Origin of the sequence: Xenorhabdus kozodoii (assembly GCF_002632875.1) — a bacterium.
In the GTDB taxonomy this organism is placed as follows: Bacteria; Pseudomonadota; Gammaproteobacteria; order Enterobacterales; family Enterobacteriaceae; genus Xenorhabdus; species Xenorhabdus kozodoii.
This window is the reverse complement of record NZ_NJCX01000006.1, coordinates 145244-165687: the sequence shown is the minus strand read 5'-3', so window position 1 is coordinate 165687 and position 20444 is coordinate 145244. Positions and strand designations below refer to the sequence as shown.

19 protein-coding genes and 1 pseudogene are annotated in these 20444 nt (G+C 42.0%); 17 read left to right on the top strand and 3 right to left on the bottom strand.

What is annotated here, in order from left to right:
* Positions 1 to 187 precede the first annotated feature (187 nt).
* The 13 genes and pseudogenes from Xkoz_RS05715 to Xkoz_RS22565 form a co-directional block, all read left to right on the top strand.
* Complete coding sequence (locus Xkoz_RS05715) at positions 188 to 1105, top strand: tyrosine-type recombinase/integrase (RefSeq protein WP_422646079.1); 918 nt, start codon at positions 188 to 190, stop codon at positions 1103 to 1105.
* A 398-nt stretch (positions 1106 to 1503) separates the two neighbouring features.
* Entirely contained in the window at positions 1504 to 2277 is a 774-nt protein-coding gene (gene agaR / locus Xkoz_RS05710; protein WP_099141250.1) for a transcriptional repressor AgaR, read from the top strand.
* A 42-nt stretch (positions 2278 to 2319) separates the two neighbouring features.
* Complete coding sequence (locus Xkoz_RS05705) at positions 2320 to 3609, top strand: D-tagatose-bisphosphate aldolase, class II, non-catalytic subunit (RefSeq protein WP_099141249.1); 1290 nt, start codon at positions 2320 to 2322, stop codon at positions 3607 to 3609.
* 1 nt (position 3610) lies between these two features.
* On the top strand, positions 3611 to 4765 hold the full coding sequence (locus Xkoz_RS05700) for an SIS domain-containing protein (RefSeq protein WP_099141248.1): 1155 nt from the start codon (positions 3611 to 3613) through the stop codon (positions 4763 to 4765).
* A gap of 14 nt (positions 4766 to 4779) precedes the next feature.
* Positions 4780 to 5262: a PTS N-acetylgalactosamine transporter subunit IIB gene (gene agaV, locus Xkoz_RS05695; protein ID WP_099141247.1), complete on the top strand. Its 483-nt coding sequence runs from the start codon at positions 4780 to 4782 to the stop codon at positions 5260 to 5262.
* Between the two features lie 10 nt (positions 5263 to 5272).
* Positions 5273 to 6040 carry a PTS N-acetylgalactosamine transporter subunit IIC gene (gene agaW / locus Xkoz_RS05690; RefSeq protein ID WP_099141246.1) on the top strand — a complete coding sequence of 256 codons (768 nt, stop codon included), beginning with the start codon at positions 5273 to 5275 and terminating at the stop codon, positions 6038 to 6040.
* The gene (locus Xkoz_RS05685) at positions 6030 to 6890 is read left to right on the top strand and encodes a PTS system mannose/fructose/sorbose family transporter subunit IID (RefSeq protein ID WP_099141245.1); all 861 of its coding nucleotides are present in this window, start codon (positions 6030 to 6032) and stop codon (positions 6888 to 6890) included. The genes agaW and Xkoz_RS05685 overlap by 11 nt, the downstream gene beginning before the upstream one ends.
* A 9-nt stretch (positions 6891 to 6899) precedes the next feature.
* Positions 6900 to 7334 carry a PTS galactosamine/N-acetylgalactosamine transporter subunit IIA gene (agaF, locus tag Xkoz_RS05680; protein ID WP_099141244.1) on the top strand — a complete coding sequence of 145 codons (435 nt, stop codon included), beginning with the start codon at positions 6900 to 6902 and terminating at the stop codon, positions 7332 to 7334.
* Between the two features lie 9 nt (positions 7335 to 7343).
* Positions 7344 to 8198: a tagatose bisphosphate family class II aldolase gene (locus Xkoz_RS05675; RefSeq protein ID WP_099141243.1), complete on the top strand. Its 855-nt coding sequence runs from the start codon at positions 7344 to 7346 to the stop codon at positions 8196 to 8198.
* A 197-nt stretch (positions 8199 to 8395) separates the two neighbouring features.
* The gene (locus Xkoz_RS05670; RefSeq protein WP_099141242.1) at positions 8396 to 8593 is read left to right on the top strand and encodes a hypothetical protein; all 198 of its coding nucleotides are present in this window, start codon (positions 8396 to 8398) and stop codon (positions 8591 to 8593) included.
* Positions 8594 to 8727: 134 nt separating this feature from the next.
* Positions 8728 to 9762, top strand: coding sequence for a carboxymuconolactone decarboxylase family protein (locus Xkoz_RS21530; protein WP_208615209.1), 1035 nt, complete (start codon positions 8728 to 8730; stop codon positions 9760 to 9762).
* Complete coding sequence (locus tag Xkoz_RS05655) at positions 9752 to 10990, top strand: MFS transporter (RefSeq protein WP_167386561.1); 1239 nt, start codon at positions 9752 to 9754, stop codon at positions 10988 to 10990. Before Xkoz_RS21530 ends, Xkoz_RS05655 begins: the two co-directional genes overlap by 11 nt.
* Before the next feature lie 28 nt (positions 10991 to 11018).
* Positions 11019 to 11165: pseudogene (locus Xkoz_RS22565) on the top strand (class II fructose-bisphosphate aldolase); the annotation flags it as partial.
* A 35-nt stretch (positions 11166 to 11200) separates the two neighbouring features.
* Here the strand turns inward: Xkoz_RS22565 and uspE are convergent.
* Together uspE and Xkoz_RS05640 are read right to left on the bottom strand one after the other, a co-directional pair.
* The gene (gene uspE / locus Xkoz_RS05645) at positions 11201 to 12145 is read right to left on the bottom strand and encodes a universal stress protein UspE (RefSeq protein ID WP_099141240.1); all 945 of its coding nucleotides are present in this window, start codon (positions 12143 to 12145) and stop codon (positions 11201 to 11203) included.
* Between the two features lie 118 nt (positions 12146 to 12263).
* Positions 12264 to 13019 carry an FNR family transcription factor gene (locus Xkoz_RS05640; protein WP_099141239.1) on the bottom strand — a complete coding sequence of 252 codons (756 nt, stop codon included), beginning with the start codon at positions 13017 to 13019 and terminating at the stop codon, positions 12264 to 12266.
* Positions 13020 to 13383: 364 nt separating this feature from the next.
* Between Xkoz_RS05640 and Xkoz_RS05635 the strand changes: the two genes are divergently transcribed.
* Together Xkoz_RS05635 and Xkoz_RS05630 are read left to right on the top strand one after the other, a co-directional pair.
* Positions 13384 to 14250, top strand: a complete 867-nt coding sequence (locus Xkoz_RS05635) for a dimethyl sulfoxide reductase anchor subunit family protein (RefSeq protein WP_099141238.1) — start codon at positions 13384 to 13386, stop codon at positions 14248 to 14250.
* A gap of 460 nt (positions 14251 to 14710) precedes the next feature.
* Positions 14711 to 16654 carry a pyridoxal phosphate-dependent decarboxylase family protein gene (locus tag Xkoz_RS05630; protein WP_099141237.1) on the top strand — a complete coding sequence of 648 codons (1944 nt, stop codon included), beginning with the start codon at positions 14711 to 14713 and terminating at the stop codon, positions 16652 to 16654.
* 302 nt (positions 16655 to 16956) lie between these two features.
* Here the strand turns inward: Xkoz_RS05630 and Xkoz_RS05625 are convergent, their stop codons facing one another.
* Positions 16957 to 17745, bottom strand: a complete 789-nt coding sequence (locus Xkoz_RS05625; protein ID WP_244183403.1) for an MFS transporter — start codon at positions 17743 to 17745, stop codon at positions 16957 to 16959.
* Between the two features lie 672 nt (positions 17746 to 18417).
* Between Xkoz_RS05625 and sbnA the strand changes: the two genes are divergently transcribed.
* Both sbnA and sbnB read left to right on the top strand, forming a co-directional pair.
* Positions 18418 to 19386, top strand: a complete 969-nt coding sequence (sbnA, locus tag Xkoz_RS05620) for a 2,3-diaminopropionate biosynthesis protein SbnA (RefSeq protein WP_099141236.1) — start codon at positions 18418 to 18420, stop codon at positions 19384 to 19386.
* 20 nt (positions 19387 to 19406) lie between these two features.
* On the top strand, positions 19407 to 20441 hold the full coding sequence (sbnB, locus tag Xkoz_RS05615; RefSeq protein ID WP_099141235.1) for a 2,3-diaminopropionate biosynthesis protein SbnB: 1035 nt from the start codon (positions 19407 to 19409) through the stop codon (positions 20439 to 20441).
* Positions 20442 to 20444 lie beyond the last annotated feature (3 nt).

The following is a 20444-nucleotide window of genomic DNA, read 5'->3' as shown; positions in this document are numbered from 1 at the left end:
ATAAGATGGCGTGAGGGATTATCCGTCATTTTTACACAGCGCAATCATCAAAATGCAGTAAATTGCACAAAAAACAAACCACCAGAATAGGGAAGTAGAAATGTCTGTTCCGTCTAACCACAAAAATAATCGTGATGAAACATCACAGCTTGTGCCGATCAATTCCCAACAAAAGCAGGGAATGCTGATGTCGCTATCAGCATCGGGAAAACCAATACATGACAATCCCGCGATTGCCTATCTTGTCAGTCTGGGTTCAAAACGCAGTCGCCAAACCATGAAATCTTTTCTGGATATCGTGGCAAAAATGTTGGGATACCAAAATGTGCAAGACTGTACCTGGCATGCACTTCGCCGCCACCACATCCAGGCAATTATGGAAATGCTTTCAGATTCGGGCAAAGCGCCCGCCACCATTAATACTTATCTTTCTGCGTTGAAAGGTGTGGCATTAGAAGCATGGACAATGAAACAGCTCGATACCGAGACCTTTCAACACATAAAACAAGTGAGATCGGTCAGGGGAAACCGGTTACCAAAAGGCCGGGCGCTTGAGCGTCATGAAATCAGAACCTTATTTTTTACCTGCGAAAATGATATCAGCACAAAAGGGTTACGTGATGCTGCGATTATTGGTGTGCTGCTAGGGTGTGGGCTTCGCCGTTCAGAAATTGTTTCACTCGATATAAAACACATTATTCGTCGTGAACAGGCATTAAGGGTGATGGGAAAGGGGAATAAAGAACGCTTGTCCTATATGCCGGAAGGGACATGGGAGCGTTTAAATTATTGGATAGACGAAGTGCGCGGGGATCATCCCGGACCGCTTTTTACCCGAATCCGTCGCCACGATGATGTCACCGATAACCGGTTGTCAGATCAGGCGATTTACCACATCCTCGAAACCCGCAGGATAGAAAGCGGACTGGAAAAATTTGCCCCGCATGATCTGCGCAGAACATTTGCATCAGCCATGCTGGATAATGGGGAAGATATCATCACGGTCAAGGATGCGATGGGGCATTCAAGCATCACGACAACCCAGAAGTATGACCGACGTGGAGACGAACGCTTAAAGAACGCCGCCAGAAATTTGGATTTTTAACGGGGAGGTTTTTGGTTTTTTGATGCTATACGGGTTCTGCCTGAGAACCCGAAGATGATGACTTGTGATAGTCTGTCAGTAAATATGCCCCCTTATTTTCAGTAATGTGATCTTAATCACTTCATATATTGACACCCCTCACTCCTGCATTCATGCCTGCACCTTTCGTTGTTAATTTTTTAAATTTCTTTAGTTCTCGCTTTTTACTACCTTTTTACAAAAAATAGACAAGCCAAATGAAAGGTTATTCTTTCTACTTGAAGGGAAATGAAAGGTTTTTTGGGGCATTTTGCGCTAAAAATGAACTTCAATAAGGATCACATTTTCGTTTGTCCTACTCTGCTGTAATTCAGGCATGTTGTTGGCATGGTAAATCCTGTTTTCAGGAGTAGAACATAATGAGTCTCGATACCGTAAAAAGACGTGAAGCAATTATCGATATTCTCTGCCAAGAAAGCAGGGTCAGGGTCGATACACTGAGCAAACAGTTTGATGTATCCAGTGTCACTATCCGTAATGATTTACGCTATCTGGAAAAGAAAGGCTGCGCACTTCGCTCGTATGGCGGGGCTATGGTCAACCATAAATTTGCCTTTGACCGGCCTTTACAGGTTAAGGGACGGATAGATCGGGAAATTAAAACCCGCATTGCCAAAAAAGCGGCGGAGTTTGTCAATAATGGCAATACCCTGATCATCGATTCAGGCTCTACAACCGCGGAAATCGTTCCCTTCCTGAAAAATTACCGTGATCTCGTCGTAATGACCAATGCCCTCAATATCGCATATGAACTGGCAAGTTTCGACAACGTAGATGTCATGGTTCTCGGCGGACATATACGCAAAAATTCTTACTCCCTCTATGGTTCGGCAGCGGAACAGCAGTTATCGCAATATCGTTTTGACATCCTATTTCTTGGGGTGGACGGTTTTGATATTGACGCTGGAATTACCACGCCGAATAGCGGTGAAGCTCACCTTAATCGGATCATGTGTGATGTTGCCCATCAAATCATTGCCGTTGCTGACGGTACAAAATTCGGGCGCAAGAGTTTTTGCCTGATACGTGAGGCCAGACAAATTCATCGCCTGATAACCGATAGCCGTATTCCTTCACATTATCGGCAGGCGCTGACGGGTTTTGGTGTCGACGTCCTTGTCGTTGATGAATAAGTCATCTTTTTTCTAACCCTATCTGAATAGCCTGGAGATACTATGCAACCGCTATTGCAGTTGATCCGTCGCCATAAATCCGGCGAGAACGTTGGCGTTTACTCTGTCTGTTCGGCACATCCCTGGGTGTTGGAAAGTGCAATCCGTTTTGCCAAAGAGAGAAATTCTTCGGTACTTATTGAAGCAACCTCTAACCAGGTTAATCAATTCGGTGGTTATACCGGAATGCAACCGGCAGGTTTTCGTGAAATGGTCTGGAGAATGGCTGACAAAATAGATCTTCCCCGCGAAAGAATCTGGCTCGGTGGTGACCATCTGGGGCCTAATGCGTGGCAGAACCGTAGCGCGCAAGAGGCAATGCAGCTTTCTGAAACGCTGATTTACGATTATGTCGCAGCAGGTTTCCGGAAAATTCATCTCGATTGTTCGATGTCCTGCATTGATGATCCAGTGCCGCTCAGTGATGCAATCGTGGCGTCCCGTGCAGCAAGGTTGTGCCAAGTTGCTGAGCGCAGTTGGCAAGCGCACGGCGGTGAACGCCCTGTTTATGTGATTGGCACCGAAGTGCCTGTTCCGGGGGGGGCCAAAACGTCAATCGCGGGGATGCAGGTGACTTCATCTCAGGCAGCAGAAAAAACGCTGAAAATTCATCAATATGCATGGAAAGAGCACGGTTTGGCCGATGTTTGGCCGCGGGTCATTGGCCTTGTCGTTCAGCCCGGCGTCGAGTTTGATCATCATAATGTTGAATATTATCAGCCAGCAAGGACACAAGAATTAAGCCAGTTTATCGAAACCGTCCCTCATCTGGTCTATGAGGCGCATTCTACGGATTATCAGACGCCAAGTGCTTACCGTGAATTAGTGCGTGATCACTTTGCCATCCTAAAGGTGGGGCCTGCACTGACATTTGCCTTGCGTGAAGGTTTATTTGCCCTCGATAAGCTAGACCGTGAATGGAATGGCGAGCTGAATGCCGCCCATCTGCACGATACGCTGGAGCAAATTATGCAGGAAAAGCCTGAACACTGGCGTCCTTATTATAAGGGCAATGCACATCAGCAATATATTGACCGCCAATACAGCCTTAGTGACCGCATCCGTTACTACTGGACGGAGCCAGAGGCAGAAGCAGCAGTCAATAAGCTATTGAATAACTTGCGTAATCACCCAATACCTCTATCAATGCTAAGTCAGTATCTGCCCGAGCAAGTCAGGGCAATAAAAGGAGGACGATTAGGGCATGATCCGAAAGCGTGGGTGATGGATAAAGTAAGAACCGTTTTACTTCAGTACGCATTGGCATGCGAAGGGCAGGGTGAAGGGGAGTAGCATGAGGACGATACTGTCATATCCACCATCATGGCTGGAAGAACACCATGCACTGTTTACCGCCGAAGAGATTGCCTATCAACCCCGTTTATGGCGTGAACTCTATCGTGAACTGAAAGACAGTGCGGCACAGTGGCAGCCGTTTTTGTCTTCATTGTTAGGTAAGCCGGATTTACAGATTGTCCTCTGTGGTGCTGGCTCTTCCGCTTTTGTCGGTAAAGCGATGGCGCCGTGGTTACGTGAACATTGCGGGTTAAATGTCTACGCCTATGCATCAACGGATATTGTACCAACACCCTGGCAATATCTTGAAAAACAGCGCCCGACCTTACTGGTTTCCTATGCACGTTCCGGTAACAGCCCGGAAAGCATCGGGGCAATCAAACTGGCGGATCAAGGGGTGGGGGATGTCTACCATTTAACGCTTAGCTGTAACCCTGATGGCGCACTTGCCCGTTATGCAGAAAATAAGAGCAATGCTTGCTCGCTTATTATGCCGAAAGGTTCCCATGATCGTAGTTTTGCCATGACATCCAGTTTCAGTTGTATGGCGTTGGCGACGTTGCTACTGCTTGGCAAATTGGATTTTGCACAAGCCGAGAAGTCAGTCAAGGAGGTGGCGGCTCTTTGTGAAAAAGGCCTGGCAGCATGGTTGCCGTTGGTTCAGAAAATATCACAGTCCGGTTTTAGCCGAATGGTTGCATTAGGTTCCGGCTGTTTTACCGGTATCGCGGAAGAAGGCGCCCTGAAAATGCTCGAACTGACAGCCGGGAAAGTGGCAACTCGTTTTGACTCGACACTCGGCGTGCGTCATGGGCCTAAGTTCATGATCGATAACAATACTTTAGTTGTCATCATGTTGTCGTCTGAAGCGTATTGCCGCCGTTATGATCTCGATCTGCTCAATGAACTCAAACATGATGAACAGGCAAAACAGATTATTCCGCTTAGCGGCCTGCCATTACCAGGAGCCGTTGAATTAAACCGCGGGCTTCCTGATGCCTGGCTGATCTTCCCGTATCTGATCTTTTTCCAGTTGCTGGCATTCAATACCTCGCTGGCACATGGCTTATCACCTGATAATCCTTGTCCGACCGGGGAAGTCAATCGGGTTGTAAAAGGTGTCCAGCTATACCCTTGCCAACACACAAAATAATAATAGGAGTGAGTATGTCTACCCCAAATATATTGATGACCCGAATCGATAACCGTCTGATTCATGGTCAGGTTGGTGTGACCTGGGCAAATTCACTGGGTGCGAATTTAATTGTGGTCGCAAATGATGAAGCCGCAGCCGATCCTATTGCACAATCTTTAATGGATATGGTGGTTTCCGAGGGTATGCAGACCCGCTATTTCACATTGCAAAAAACCGTTGATGTCATCCACAAGGCAGCGGACAGGCAGAAAATTTTTATTGTCTGCAAAACGCCTCAGGATGTACTCACCCTGGTTAAAGGAGGTATCCCTATCAAATTTGTCAATGTCGGAAATATGCATTTCTCGGAAGGAAAAAAACAGATCCACAAAACGGTTTCTGTTAATGATGCTGATGTCAATGCATTTCGTGAGTTGGATAAATTAGGCGTCATTTGCGAAATCCGTCGGGTGCCGGATGAAGCGGGTGAACCTGTCTCTAAGCTGATTAGCTGAGGAGGTCAGTATGCTTACTGATGCACTACTTATAGCCTTTCTGGCAGGGATAGCCGGGGTTGATTTGTTCAATGGGCTGACACACATTCACCGGCCTGTGGTCATTGGCCCTTTGGTTGGACTGATCTTAGGCGATGTACAGACGGGGCTGTTGGTTGGCGGAACACTGGAACTGGTCTGGATGGGAATGGTTCCGCTGGCCGGCGCGCAGCCACCTAACGTGGTTATCGGCGGAGTAATTGGGACAGCATTTGCGATCATGACCCATGCCGATCCGAAAGTGGCAATCGGCATCGCTGTGCCATTTTCGATAGCTGTACAGGGCTGTATTACCCTGTTATTTACCCTCTATTCACCAATGATGCACAAGTGCGATGATATGGTGAAAAAACTGAACTGGCGTGGCGTCGAATGGGTCAACTACTTCGGTATTCTCATTTTATTCTTCTTCTACTTCATTGTTGCTTTCCTGCCCATTTATTTCGGTGCAGATGTCGCGAGTGAAATCGTTCAGAAAGCGCCACAATGGTTACTTGATGGACTTGCGGTCGCCGGGGGAATGATGCCGGCTATCGGTTTCTCATTACTGATGAAGTTAATGATGAAAAAAACTTACGTGGCTTACTTTATTCTGGGTTTTATTTCTGTCACTTTCCTGAAAATGCCGATTATTGCAGTCGCACTCGGCGCGTTCGCAATCGCACTGATTGATTTCTTTCACCGTACCCGTGACGACAATCAGGGTGTTACCACACAGGAGATGAACGATGGCATTTGATGACTCTGATGAAGTTCAGGTGGCAGACAGCCAGGTTGTTCGGGACGACTATATCGATAGTCAGCCCAGTCCTGAACTGACAAACTATGATATTAACGTCATGGCGCTACGCTCACTATTATTGCAGGCATCGTTTAACTATGAACGTATGCAGGCGGGGGGCTGGCTATATACCCTGATACCGGCACTGCGCAAAATCCATAAAAATCCACAGGACTTATCCAACTCCATGAAAATGCATATGGAGTTTATCAATCTCCACCCCTTTGACGTCACTTTTCTGTCTGGGCTTGTGCTGGCGATGGAAAAGAATAAAGAAAGAGTGCCCACCATCCGTGCAGTGAAAGTTGCATTAATGGGGCCTCTGGGCGGGATCGGTGATGCCTTGTTCTGGTTGACGCTATTGCCGATTTGTGCCGGCATCGGTGTTTCTCTGGCGCTCCAAGGCAGTTTATTCGGGCCGATTATTTTTCTGTTGATGTTCAACATCGTGCACTTTGCCCTGCGTTTCGGACTGGCCCATTACGGTTATCGGGCAGGCACTAAAGCGATTGCCATGCTGAAAGTGCATACCAAGAACATCTCCCATGCTGCTTCAATTGTCGGGATGACCGTGATAGGCGCACTGGTGGCTTCCTATGTTCACCTTTCCACACCATTGATAATGAAGGCTGGCGAGGCCAAGGTCGCTCTACAGACGGAGGTATTGGATAAACTGATGCCTAACCTGTTGCCCCTGGCTTTTACTCTGCTGGTTTACTGGCTGATGAAGAAGGGAATATCGCCGGTGAAGCTGATTGGCATCACCGTGGTGTTCGGGGTTGCGGGTAAGTTAGTCGGTTTTCTATAAGGAGCGCTGATGTTAGGTGTAGTGATAACCGGCCATGGCGGTTTTGCCAGTGGCTTATTGCAGGCAGTAGAACAGGTCATCGGTTCACAAGAACAGTGTGTGGCGGTGGATTTTTCAGAGGGAATGTGTACCGAAACACTGAAAAAAGCACTGGCGGCCGCGTGTCGCCAGTGTGATCAGGGAAAAGGACTGGTTTTTCTCACTGATCTGCTCGGCGGATCTCCGTTCAGACAGGCTTCCCAGATAACATTAAATCATCCTGCGTATCAGGTCATTACCGGTACAAATATGCAAATGGTGGTGGAAATGATGCTTGAACGTGGCGGTATAACAGCAACCGAATTTCGCGATATGGCACTGGAGTGCGGGCATCGCGGACTGACTAGCCTGTGGCATGAGCAACGGCGTGAAAAACAGGCAATACAAGGTATTGATGGTATCTGAGGAGGTAACATGTATCTGATTTCTAATCGGGAAATGCTGAAAAAAGCGCAGCGGAACGGATATGCTGTACCTGCCTTTAATGTCCATAATCTTGAAACAGTGCAGGTGGTGGTAGAAACTGCCGCCGCACTGTCATCACCAGTGATATTAGCGGGAACACCTAGCACTTTTATCTACGCCGGACTGGAATATATGGTGTCCATCTGTCGTGAAGCGGCCTACATTAACCGCCTGCCAGTGGCCCTGCATCTGGATCACCATGAAGAGTATGATGATATCTGTCATAAAGTGCGGTCTGGTATCCGTTCGGTGATGATAGACGGCTCACATCTGCCTTTTGAGCAAAATATCGAGACAGTATCCCAGGTGGTTCGGTTTTGCCAGAATTACGATGTGAGTGTTGAGGCAGAATTAGGCAGGCTCGGCGGGCAGGAAGATGACTTGGTCGTCGATAGCAAAAATAGTTTTTACACTGATCCTATGGCTGCGAAAGAATATATTACCCGTACAGGAATTGATTCATTAGCCGTTGCGATAGGTTCGGCGCATGGCTTGTATCACGGGGAGCCGCACCTCGATTTTGATCGTCTGGCCGCTATCAGGCAGCAGGTCGATATTCCGCTGGTGCTGCATGGTGCATCGGGTATCCCTGAAGAGATGATTCGACGTGCGATTAATTCCGGGATTTGTAAGGTGAACGTGGCGACAGATTTGAAAATTGCTTTTGCCGACGCAGTGAAAGCGTACTTTGCTGAACACCCTGATGCAAACGATCCGCGTAAATATATCACGCTAGGTAAAGAGGCAATGCGCAAGGTGGTGGAAACTAAAATCCGTATCTGTGGCAGCGCAGGAATGATGTGAGCGCAACCCGTTTTTTGGCTGTGATGGAGATTCTTTTGTTAGGGATTTATGCCCATTCTCAGAGCCAGTAACCTGAATTTTCTGTTCTATTTTTGTAGAGTAAATATTGCTCGACAAATTTATGAGTTAAGCCGCAACTCCAAAAACTAATTCTTATTTCACAACCTTATGGTTGTTTATTCTTGTTAAGGGATCATATGAAATTCAGTCGCCAACCAAACAAAGATCAGTCTATTTACCTCAAAAAACACACACAACAAAACGTCATTTGTTCTCTTCAATATGTATTAGATGTTTGTGAAGAAATTCTAGATCCTAAAGTTAAACAATGTGTGGTTGAATTTATTGATGAGGCAGCAATGAGTCATACTCTAGTGGATTTTTATTTTATATAGTCAAAGAGATTGGCAAGGGCATTGAAAATAAGTCAATTTCACGTATACAACAATGTTTCAACCTGATTGGCTTTTTAGACAAGAGGTTAGATAGTAAGATAATTATAGGCAATGAAGTATGCTTACGAAAAGAATTGTTTTATTTCTACTCAAATATAAATGACGACGTATACAAATTTAAGTATACGCCAATTAAAATCGGTAGAGAGGATTTTATCAAGGAAAAACTAGATGAAGCCTTTAGGTTTATATCTAACACCGATTATGAATTATATATTGAAATAATGAATATTGTTGATGAATTCTTTATATTTAAAACTCAGGAAAATGATGGGGAAGTAGTGTACTCTGGGAGTGATTTTAATAAGCTAGGAACAGTTTTTATTAATGAAAAAACATGCAATTCTGACTTGTATTTTCTTGTTGATAAGATCATACACGAATCTGCACATCAGATTCTTCTTTCTATAATGATACACGATGAAATTATTTTGAATGATGACAGTGAGAAGTATCCATCTCCTCTTAGAACTGGGCTAAGAACAATGAATGGCATTTATCATGCTGCCTTTGTTCTGTATAGAATAGCATGTTTTTTTAATAAAGTCGTCATTTCTAATCCAGATGACAATAATGCAAGAATAATTTTTAGAAAAAACATATCTCAATTTAAAGATTGTTATTCTGTTATTAGCGAAAAAGGTCGATTGTCCGTCTTGGGCAAAGATTTTATTGACGGTTGTAACAATGATATAAGTCTATTAGATATGAAATTTATTGATTCACTAGATGAAAAAACCATTGAAATAATGGAAAAATTCAATGGAGATTCACTTAGGAGGCTTAGAAATGATCTATATCCAATCGCACCAAATCTTGTGGAGAGATTAATAAGAGGCATATATCAAGATGCCTACCAAAGGGATCTGTTGACAACGAGAGAAAGACACATAGCAACTCTCTCTGCACTGGTTGCGATAGGAGGTGCTGAGAGACAATTATCGTTTCAGAGCTACGCCGCATACAAAATGGGATTCACTAAAGAAGATTTAGAAGAAATATTGATCCAAAATTCGATTTTTTCAGGTTTCACTAGGGCTATGAATGCTGCTGTAATTTTCAATGAAACATGGGAAAAATTCCAAAAAGGAAATGATAGTGAAGCATAAAAGTTTTTACTTGTATCAAGCGGCTGATGTCATTTTTACTTCCTCTTGTCGAGCTATAGGGATGTTGCTTTCTTGGGTTATGATAGAAATCTACGCACTAAAGGTAGAGTTGGGGTGGTTTATTTCCTTATCTTGGTTAGTGCAAGTCAGTACATTAATCGTTCTGGGGCTATTTTCAGAAAGAGTAAGTAAAAATATAATCCCCGTTTTTTGTTCAATTACCAGCTTTATGTGTCTCATTATTTTAAACATTGATGGAACTACCGAACCTTTAAAATTAGGCTCTATCTATATTATCACTTCACTACTTTGTATTGCCATACAGCCAATTGGCGCAAGTATTATCCCTGATCTCTATAAGAGTGATAGTATAGAAAGAGCTTTTAGAATAAGAGGTTTTGTCAACTCCATTAATACGGTACTAGGTGCTGCAATTTCAGGGGTGGTTATTAAATCGTTTTCTGCAGATCAAACTGTGCTTATCTTGACAGTATCTGTTGGTATCTCTGTCGCAATGTTCTTATCAATTAAGACCAATAAAGTTGCGATCAAAGAGGTTGGCTATTCAAGTTCTGCGGCTATCACCGCCTTGCTTGGAAACAAGGTTGAGAGGATGCTGGTCATCGTTTCCACGCTTTCCAATTTCATTCTCACACCAACACTCATGTACATCACTCCAATATTGGTAGTTGAGAAATATAAATTTTCTGCATTAACGATTGGTTTGTCAGAAGCAACTTTTGGTATCGGAATGTTTATAGGAAGTATAGTTGTATGTGGAAAATTAAATTACATATTGGGCGTAAGAGTTGCTACGGCGTGTAGTATTTCCTTGGTTGGCTTTAGTCTGTTAATAATTTTAATTATAAATAATGTTGCTTCTTTGTATGTAGGGTTATTTTTTGCTGGACTTGGGGTCGTGATATACAACATCAATACAACAAAGATCCGCTGCTCTGCAACGCCACCTTCCATAAGGGGATCTTTTGAATCTATCTTTCTGGCGATATGTATTCTTCCTATTCCTGTTGGGATTGCGCTCTCAACTTTGATGGTTGAGTCTGGCAATCTAGAATGGTCGTTAGCTTTATTTTCATTGGTTATATTTGCGTCAGCAATCGCAGTGTTTATATCGAAAGACTTTCAAAAAATGGCTCGGCTAGATGATATCGAATTAAATAATTATTACATTAAGTTGTATCCAAAAGCCTACCATCCAAATTCATGAATTGTTTTAGTTGTGCACTCTTCGCTAAATTGCTTTTGCCGACGCAGTTAAAGCATATTTTGCTGAACACCCTGATGCAAACGATCCGCGTAAATACATCACGCCGGGTAAAGAGGCAATGCGCAAGGTGGTGGAAACTAAAATCCGTATTTGTGGCAGCGCAGAAATGATGTAATAAATGCCCGAAATGGAGTTCGGGCAACCAGTACGTTATTCTTCATCTATCTTGATTGGGCAAACAAATCCATCTGGCTTTATCGCCAATAAATCACATTTTAGTCGATCGATAACATGTTCGGCAGTATTGCCCAGAAATGCGGCTGATAACCCAGTTCGACCAAGAATGCCTAAAACAACTACACCAGCATTTAGTTCATCACATATTTCAGGGATCACGTTTTCCGGTACACCTTCATGAACGTGGGTTTGCTTTTCATCAATGTAGAATTTTTGGCGCAACGCTTTCATGGCAATCAAATGCTGCCCGCGCAATGCATGGTTATACACATTAGGGTCAAAATCAGGCAATTCAGTGGCAATATTTAACGGCGCGGCGGGATAAGCGCTAACGAGATGGATCAGGGGGTCTTTCACAATTCGGTTGGCAAGATCCTGTGTTTCACTCACCAATTTCAGGTTCAGTTCAGTATGGTAAGGTTCTTCATTGGATAAGTTGACAGCAACAATAACAGAACTACTCTCTGGCCATACTTGATCTTTTACCATCCAGACTGGGCAAGGGCATTTCCGTAGCAAATGCCAGTCAAGCGGGGTAAAAATCATCGATTCCAAGCGGGAATGTTGATGTGCCATTTTCAATAATAAGTCGTGATTTCCAGTGATGACTTCTTGAATGATGGCTTCATAAGGACGATTATGCCAAACCACTTTGATCTCAATATCAATGCCTGATCCAAGATAGTAATGGGCTTGTTGTTTTATCCAAGCGACTCGTTGGCCTATGACTCCCTTTCGCATAGCACTTCTTTCTTCTGGAGAGAGCAAGGTGGTCATTTCATATGAAAGATCATAAATAGGTAAGAACGCTTTAATCCTCCCACCATTACGTTGCACGATATAAACTGCACGCCTTAATGCGGGCTGATCATCCTGATTGGGGTCAATTGCAACTATGAGGTTTTGGTAGTTTGCCATATTGAGTTCCTCGCTGAGTCTGGGATGCCGCTTTCATACAGAAGATAAACCAATATAGACAACTATAACAGGGGCAGGATACGCCAGATCAGTAAAATATAGTGATCTGGCCTAAAATTTAACTCACGTTAGCGGGGGATTTTCCGACCAACGCCGATAACTTATCTATATCTTCGATCGCGATGTACTTACCTTTGACAGCCAAAATACCGTTTTTCTGGAAACGGCCAAGTAGGCGACTAATTGTCTCAACCGTCAAGCCTAAGTAATTACCAATGTCACCACGAGTCATGGTAAGGCGGAATTCACGCGGTGAGAAACCACGTTGTGCAAAGCGGCGTGACAGGTTGTAAATAAAGGCCGCCAATCTCTCTTCTGCGTTCTTTTTGGAAAGTAACAGGATCATGTCCTGGTCGCCTTTAATTTCCCCACTCATCAAACGCATCATTTGCTGGCGGAGATTAGGCATTTTCCCTGAGAGGTCATCCAGTGTTTCAAATGGGATTTCACATACCATTGACGTTTCCAAAGCCTGGGCAAAACTCGGATGTTCAGTATTAATGATGGCATCAAAACCCACTAAATCGCCTGCAAGGTGGAAACCAGTAATTTGTTCATCACCTTCTTCGGTAATCGTGTAGCTTTTGATGGTCCCAGAACGGATGGCATAGAGTGATTTTAGCGTATCACCAGCCTTAAATAACGTTTGCCCTTTCTGGATGGGTTTTTTACGCTCAATGATGTTATCAAGCTGATCAAGTTCATGTTCATTTAAGGTGAAAGGAATGCAAAGCTGGCTAATGCTACAATCCTGACAGTGGATTGCACAACCGCCAGATTGAATCCGACGAATAATACGTTTTTCCGGGATCATAGGGAGTGCTCATTAGAAGTGATTGATATGGGTAAACTTAACATATTTAGGTTGCTCTGATAAGAGTAAGATACCGTCACTAATCACGGTATTTATCATCACTGAGTAACCATTCAAAATGGTAGGACGCTTCCTCACTCTTCACACCATGAGAAGTAAGGAAAATTCATAAATATCAGTGCATTCACTCTAATGAAAAGGGATTTAGTGAAAAAAGAAAATTGGGGGGATTAACATAGAATTTGCGTAAAATTTTAGTTACTCAATATAATATATCAATCAAACTGAAATTGAATTAATAATATATGGATATAATACGCGTAGATGATGTTATTTGGTTACAGATAAATGGAATAGGGTTGACATGAGTGAGTGGTCGTTAATTGCCTTTACAATGGTAGCACAAAGCTCGGTAGGGCTTGTATTGATGAGCGGAATTTATATTTACTGGTTTAAGCATGAGTTAAGCATATTTTTTGTACAAAAAATATTACTTAGGGCATTATTGGTCAGCAGTATATTGGCAGGGATAGCGCTGGCTGCTTCTTTAAACATGATAGAATACCCATTTAGTGTTTATCATGCATTACAGAACGTAATACAGGAATGGGTCAATATAGAAACAATTCTTGCTGCCATCTATTTTGGTTTGCTGGCTTTATACACACTCTATTTTGTAATCAAAAAACGCGCACATGTTTATATCATGTTGATAATTGGGTTTATTGGTTTAACCGACCTCTATTTTATGGCGATTATTTATGTCAATAGTGCCATGATCACATGGGCAAACATTAACACCTATTTTCTATTTTATAGCGCAGTATTTACGTTAGGACCTGCATTGGCGTTATCATTTATTGCCTATCCACTGGGGAAATATCTCCGAGGAAAGTTGCCTGTCAAATTGGTAATGGTTGCCCTGTTAGTTGTTTTTATTAGCATCACCATGCGACTGATTGAGCATCCGGCTTATATGGAGTGGTTAGCGGAAATCACGATAGTTAATGATAATGCCATTTTTCCACAACAATCTGAATTCAATATCAAAAGCGCCTTTGGATTAAGAATGCTTTCATGGTGTCTCTATATTATTGCAATGGTAATCTGGACTTGCCCTCTCTGGAGAAACAGAGTTAATTCATTGATTAATAATCATTTTATTATTATAGGATCTGCCTTCATGTTCATTGCTGAGATGATCAATCAATATACATTTTTTATTATGTGAAATATATGACCGATAAATCATATTACCTCCCTTGATTATCCTATTCCTTTCTTTCTCCACTCGACACAACAGAATCTGTGACAACGTCACGATTCCTGTTGTGTATAAAAATAACCCTCTTTATCATTTTATAAAAAATATTCCCAATATGGCCATATAAGATATTATTTTCATTTCTTTGTGCTAGTGCACAATTTTAAAGTTAATTATTAACCTATTATTAATATTCTAAGAAATATATTTTAGATAGATATAAAATAGATTAATTCGGTAATATGTTGCAGAATGTTTTTCATGCAATTGTAATGATCGAAAAGCAAACAATTTATTTTCAGTTAGTTACTGTGGGGGCTTTCACCTTCGCAAGGCATTTGTCATTAAAAACAGAAAATAAAAAACAATCTATTAATAATAAATATTTAATTTAAGACACAATAACCAATTAAAAGGTTACATGATTATGAATAAACCCTTTCATCCTAATTTAAATGTAGATGCGTTGTTTTTAGGTCCAAAATCAGAGAACGCGAGTTTTTTTAGAGAGATGATGGATTATGCAGTAAGCGAACATTTACATTGGCGCTCAGGTTTTCATCCCGAAGATTCAACCTTAGTCACATCCGTTGATCGCTATGAACATAACTATAGAGAAACGCTTTATCGTACAGAAGGGATCTTAAATCAGCTTTCAGCAAAACTGAAAAACACGTCTATTCCTTTCTTTTCTCCCCGTTACCTCGGCCATATCAGCAGCGATACCTTAATGGTTTCTAATCTTGCCTACGTTATGGCCATGATGTACAACCCGAATAACTGTAGTTATGAAGCATCCCCGACAACAACAGAGTTAGAGCTTGAGTCAGGGTTAGATCTCTGCCGCATGTTTGGCTATGACCCTCAGAAATCCTGGGGACATATTACTTCTGGCGGCACAGTGGCTAACTATGAAGGATTGTGGGTAGCCAGGAACTTAAAAACTTTGTCCTTTGCGATATCTCAACACCCTAAAGCAAAAGATCTCATCGAACATAAGACATCCCGGCAATTGAAAAATATGCCAACCGCTGAACTATTGAATTTGATGACGGAATTGCAACAACGTGGATTGTTTGAAGAAATTCGCGATATGACATGTCGGGGGACTGGCGTTAAGGCGGAAATCCTAGGCAAATTACTGGTTCCACAATCCAAGCACTATTCTTGGATGAAAGCTGCCGATATTTTCGGCATTGGTCAAGAAAACATTATTCCATTACCGGTAAATGACAATTATCAAACTGACGTTGCCCAAATGCGGAAAATCATCCTTGAATTAATTGAACAAGGTGAACCAATCCTGGCGATGATTGCTGTGGTGGGAACGACAGAGGTTGGCGCCATTGATCGCATTGATGCAGTCATTGCCTTGAGGAAAGAGTGCGAGGAACGTTATGGCGAATCATTCTATATTCACGTTGATGCCGCTTATGCAGGATATGCTTGTTCCATGCTCCTTAATGAGCAAGGAGAATTTGTAGAATATGATGAGCTAGCCAGTTACCACCGTTCGGCGGGGATCATGCCGGAAAACATCAGTTGGCCCAAACCCGAAGTTTATCAAAGTTTCAAGGCATTGAAAGACGTTGATTCGATTACCGTAGATCCGCATAAAGTTGGCTTTATTCAATACGCCGCAGGCGCCATCTGCATGAAAGACAAACGTATTCTCAAATTGATCTCTTCACATGCAGCATATGTATTTGAAGACCGTGATGATAAACCAAACCTTATCAATCGGGGAATTCTTGGCTCATCTATTATGGAAGGTTCAAAATCGGGGGCGACAGCAGCAGCACTTTGGGCGGCGCATCGTCTGTTACCTTTAAATATTAATGGGTATGGGAAAATCATTGCGGCTGGTATTGTCACAGCACAGAGGTTATTGAATAAATTAGCAAATTTACCACCGATAAAAATCGGTAAACATCTATTTGAAGTGCATGCTTTTTCATCCCCTGATTTTCATATGATAAACTTTACGTTTAAGAAAATCGGCAACGAAAGCCTGAGTAACCAAAATGCGCTTAATAAGCGTCTATACGAGCTGTGTTCATATTCTGCCGGACGTGCTTATACCAACGATTTTCTCACATCATCAACCATATTAGATTATAAGGAATATGGTGATACACCATGGCACTATGTGGAGAAATGTGGTTTTAGCCGTAGCGAATGGGAAAAGGTTCGCAATATCTACGTATTACGGGCGGCAGTAATGACTTATTGCTTACGCAATGAAGAGCACTTTGAAGAGTTCTGGCAGCAACTTCAGGCTATCTTTATTAAAAAATTAGACCAGATTGTCGATGAAGAAGAGAGAAAATCACGGTTAAGATTAGAATTAGACGTACCATTTATTGATTGATGAACACAAGCCTAAATGTTCATCAATATTGTTTAACCAATTGAAAATCAGTTATTAATTTTAAAAGAGCTTATATTTGTTTAAGCTCTTTTTTATTTCAACATCCTCTGTAATTAAAAAATAACAAACAGTTAAAGCCTATAATTAATCAATGTAATATCGTGATATTTATCACAAAACAAAACATTTCCCAATGCTAATTAAAATCATTGATGCTTAAATCGCAAATTATCTCCATTAAATTAACACAAAAATAAAAACATAATCTTTTTTGATAGGAAAACAGAAAATAAAATATAAGTTTAAACTTGATTTATTGAGTATTGCCTTTCAAAGGCATCAAAAAAAATTAAGATACAATTAACGTAGGCATGAATCAAAATATTATTTAACATCATTAAATGCATCTCAAGACCTCGCCGGCCAATATAAAAGCAGACACGGCAGTGCCATTCCAAAGCCCCTTTGCGATAAGGGGAAGGCCTAAATTTCTCTGCCATTTCCATTGAAATTTTAAGGAATGATTTTTTTTTGGCACTCATCTGGTTTGGAATATATTTTTTACTTAAAACGTAGAACAAAAGAGCTCCCGCTGCATTCACCCAAAATGGTACTTGCCAATCAAATAATTCAGTCAGAACCTCTGCAAAAATAGGCCCGACTGCAATTCCGGCGGTCATACCAAGCATAACGACTCCCATCGCTGACGCTTGTTTATCAGACGGAAAAATTTCGGCAACTAACGCAAAAATAGTTGGAATCAACGCAGCAGAAGCAATGCCGCCAAAAATGCGTAACCCAACAGCAATCGCTAAATTGGGGGCTATCGTCAATGCTAGTCCATCAAGAAAAAGAAACAGTAAGGATACCAGTAATAATTTACGTCGATTGATCCGATCAGATAACCAACCAAAAATAGGTGCTGAAAGGGCATAAGCAAAGGCATAACCCGATACCAGCCAAGCAGCTTTATCTGTTGTTGTTTTAAATGCCTCGGCCAAGGGCTTGAGCATAGGTGATAACATAAATTCTGTCGCGCCAATGAGAAATACAACGAATGAAAAGATAGGCAAAACAGTACGTGGTGGCATATTTAAGCCTCCTTGGATATAAAAAATAGGATTGGTAACAAGAGAATTACTTGATGAACATTGCGGGGTTATGCTTAGGGGATAGTAAAGATGATGGGGTTGTACGCCGGAGCCACCGAAATTTCCGTACTCCAGTTTCAGCTCGGTAACCAGCAGGAACTCTTTTGCAGAAGTTCAAGGTTTGATGAGAGCTATCGGGTTGTCGTTATAATCCCCAACGATTGGTGATGCAAAAACGTGGGTTGCTTAGGATCAAGCTATTACACAATTCACTGTGCAATATCAATATCAACGAATTACAACACCCTAAATTATCCCCCCCAGATTTTTGTATATTTACATGATAACGTTCTTATCTTCCTAACTCCAAGGGGGTGTTATATGACATCATCTGTCAATATTTGGGAACCGGAACTGCGTAATTTAACCTGAAAATATTTATTATAAGATAAACAACATATTATATTGTACCGATAAAATATTGAGCAAATTAATATCTATTACTGAATAAATCACTAATCACTCTAAGTATATACCCGTCGCCTTTCAAGATGCAGCTTATATCTCCCCGCTACGCGGGGAGATATAAGCACTCTCATTGGCTTGCAAACTGCAACTTGAAGTTGGATTGGTATAGAAATTAAATTTATATATTTATAATAAAGAGGAATTATGCAGTTTAGCTCAGTGGATAAGATAATTAACGATAATATTTTCATAAAATTTAATAAATTTTGTGATCATACCGATCTCTTTATCAAAGTGGAAGGATTGAATGCTGGTGGCTCCATAAAAATGAAAACGGCCATCGCACTTATCAGCGATGCCATTGCCAACAAAGGATTAGACAAAACAAAGCGATTTATTGAGTCAAGCTCTGGTAATCTTGGGCTATCATTGAGCATTATTGCCGCGTCAAAAGGATTACATTTTACCTGTGTAGTAGATAAAAATACGTCTTTGCAGAATATTAAAATGATGCGCGCTTTGGGGACGGCTATCGTAATTATTGAAAAAAAAGATGCACAAGGCGGCTATCTAGGCAATCGTTTGGAATACATTCGTTCCGCTATAAAACAGGATCCTGATCTTATTTGGTTAAACCAATACCAAAATATGGCTAATCCGACAGTACACTCCGAAATGACAGCCAAATCTATTTTGACCGAATTTGGCAAAGTTGACTATCTATTCATTGGCGCTGGCACTACGGGAACGTTGATGGGGTGTGCCAATTTTTTTCGCCGCTGTTCCCCTGCAACCCAACTCATCGCCGTTGACTCTATCGGCTCTGTTACCTTTGGTACACCCGGTAGCCCACGTTATTTGCCAGGACTTGGTTCCAGCGTACAGCCCCATTTTTTTGACAAAAGTCGCGTCGATATGTTGATTCAGATCCCTGAAGCAGAAACTGTTGCAAGCTGCCGCGATGCTGCGCGTCGTTTCGGTTATCTTGCGGGTGCTTCTACGGGTACTGTATTAGCCGCAGTAAAACGCCTTCAGCCTGATATCCCAAAAGATGCCCTTGTGGTCGCGATTTCACCCGATATGGGCAGTAATTACCTCGATACCGTTTATAACGATGAATGGTGTAACCTCACGTTTGACACCCGTTGGAAAATGACTGAAAAAACATGTTGATATGGAAGGAGTTAAAGAATATGTCTAACGAACAAATGAATTTTGAAGTTATTACTGGCGATTTTATCAATCAAGTTATCTCCTCTTCTCGGCCTGAAATTATCAGTCTGGTTTGCCAGAGTTATTTGACTCACCATCAAGGTAAAACGGAGAATCCTGACAGTTATTTTCTACGTTTTAAAAATAAACCGGAAGCAAGGATTATCGCGTTACCGGCCGCTATTGATAATCCAGAGGAAAATATCTCTGTTTCTGGTATAAAATGGATTGCCAGTTATCCGCGTAATATCGAATCAAACTTGCAACGCGCTTCAGCGGTTATTTTGTTAAATGATTATGAGACAGGTTACCCGTTCGCATGTCTGGAAGCCTCCCAAATCAGCGCTGCCCGTACCGCTGCTTCTGCCGTATTAGCCGCCAATCACCTTGGGCCTGCGGGTAAGCAAGCCAAAAGCTTGTCGATAATTGGTGGCGGCTTGATAGCCAGAACTATTATGGCCTTTTTTAAACATGAAGGATGGCAGTTTGATGATGTGTTAGTTCACGATATCTCTGTAGAATATCGTGATAGTTTTATTAGTAATATCAATGTACAAGATTTCTATCAGGTACGGGCGGCTGCAGGCCAGGTCGAAGCGTTAGCTGCCGATATTGTGGTTTTCACAACAACGGCAGCCTCACCCCATATCACGGATGAAAAGACATTCGCTCCCCATCAGTTGGTTCTCAATATTTCCTTGCGTGATCTATCCCCGGAAATTATTTACGCAAGTAATAACGTATTAGACGATATTAACCATTGCATGAAAGCCAATACTTCACCTCATCTGGCTGAGCAAAAATATGGTCACCGCTGTTTTATCAACGGTACTCTGGCACAAATAATAAAGGGTGAAATAACGCTTGATAAAACCAAAGCGACCATTTTTTCTCCTTTTGGGATCGGCGTGCTTGATCTGAGTTTGGCGATGTTTATTTACCAAAAAAATCAGCAGATACCGGGTCGATATATCATCCCCAATTTTTTCCCTGATACTCAACGCTGGAGCCTCTAGTTG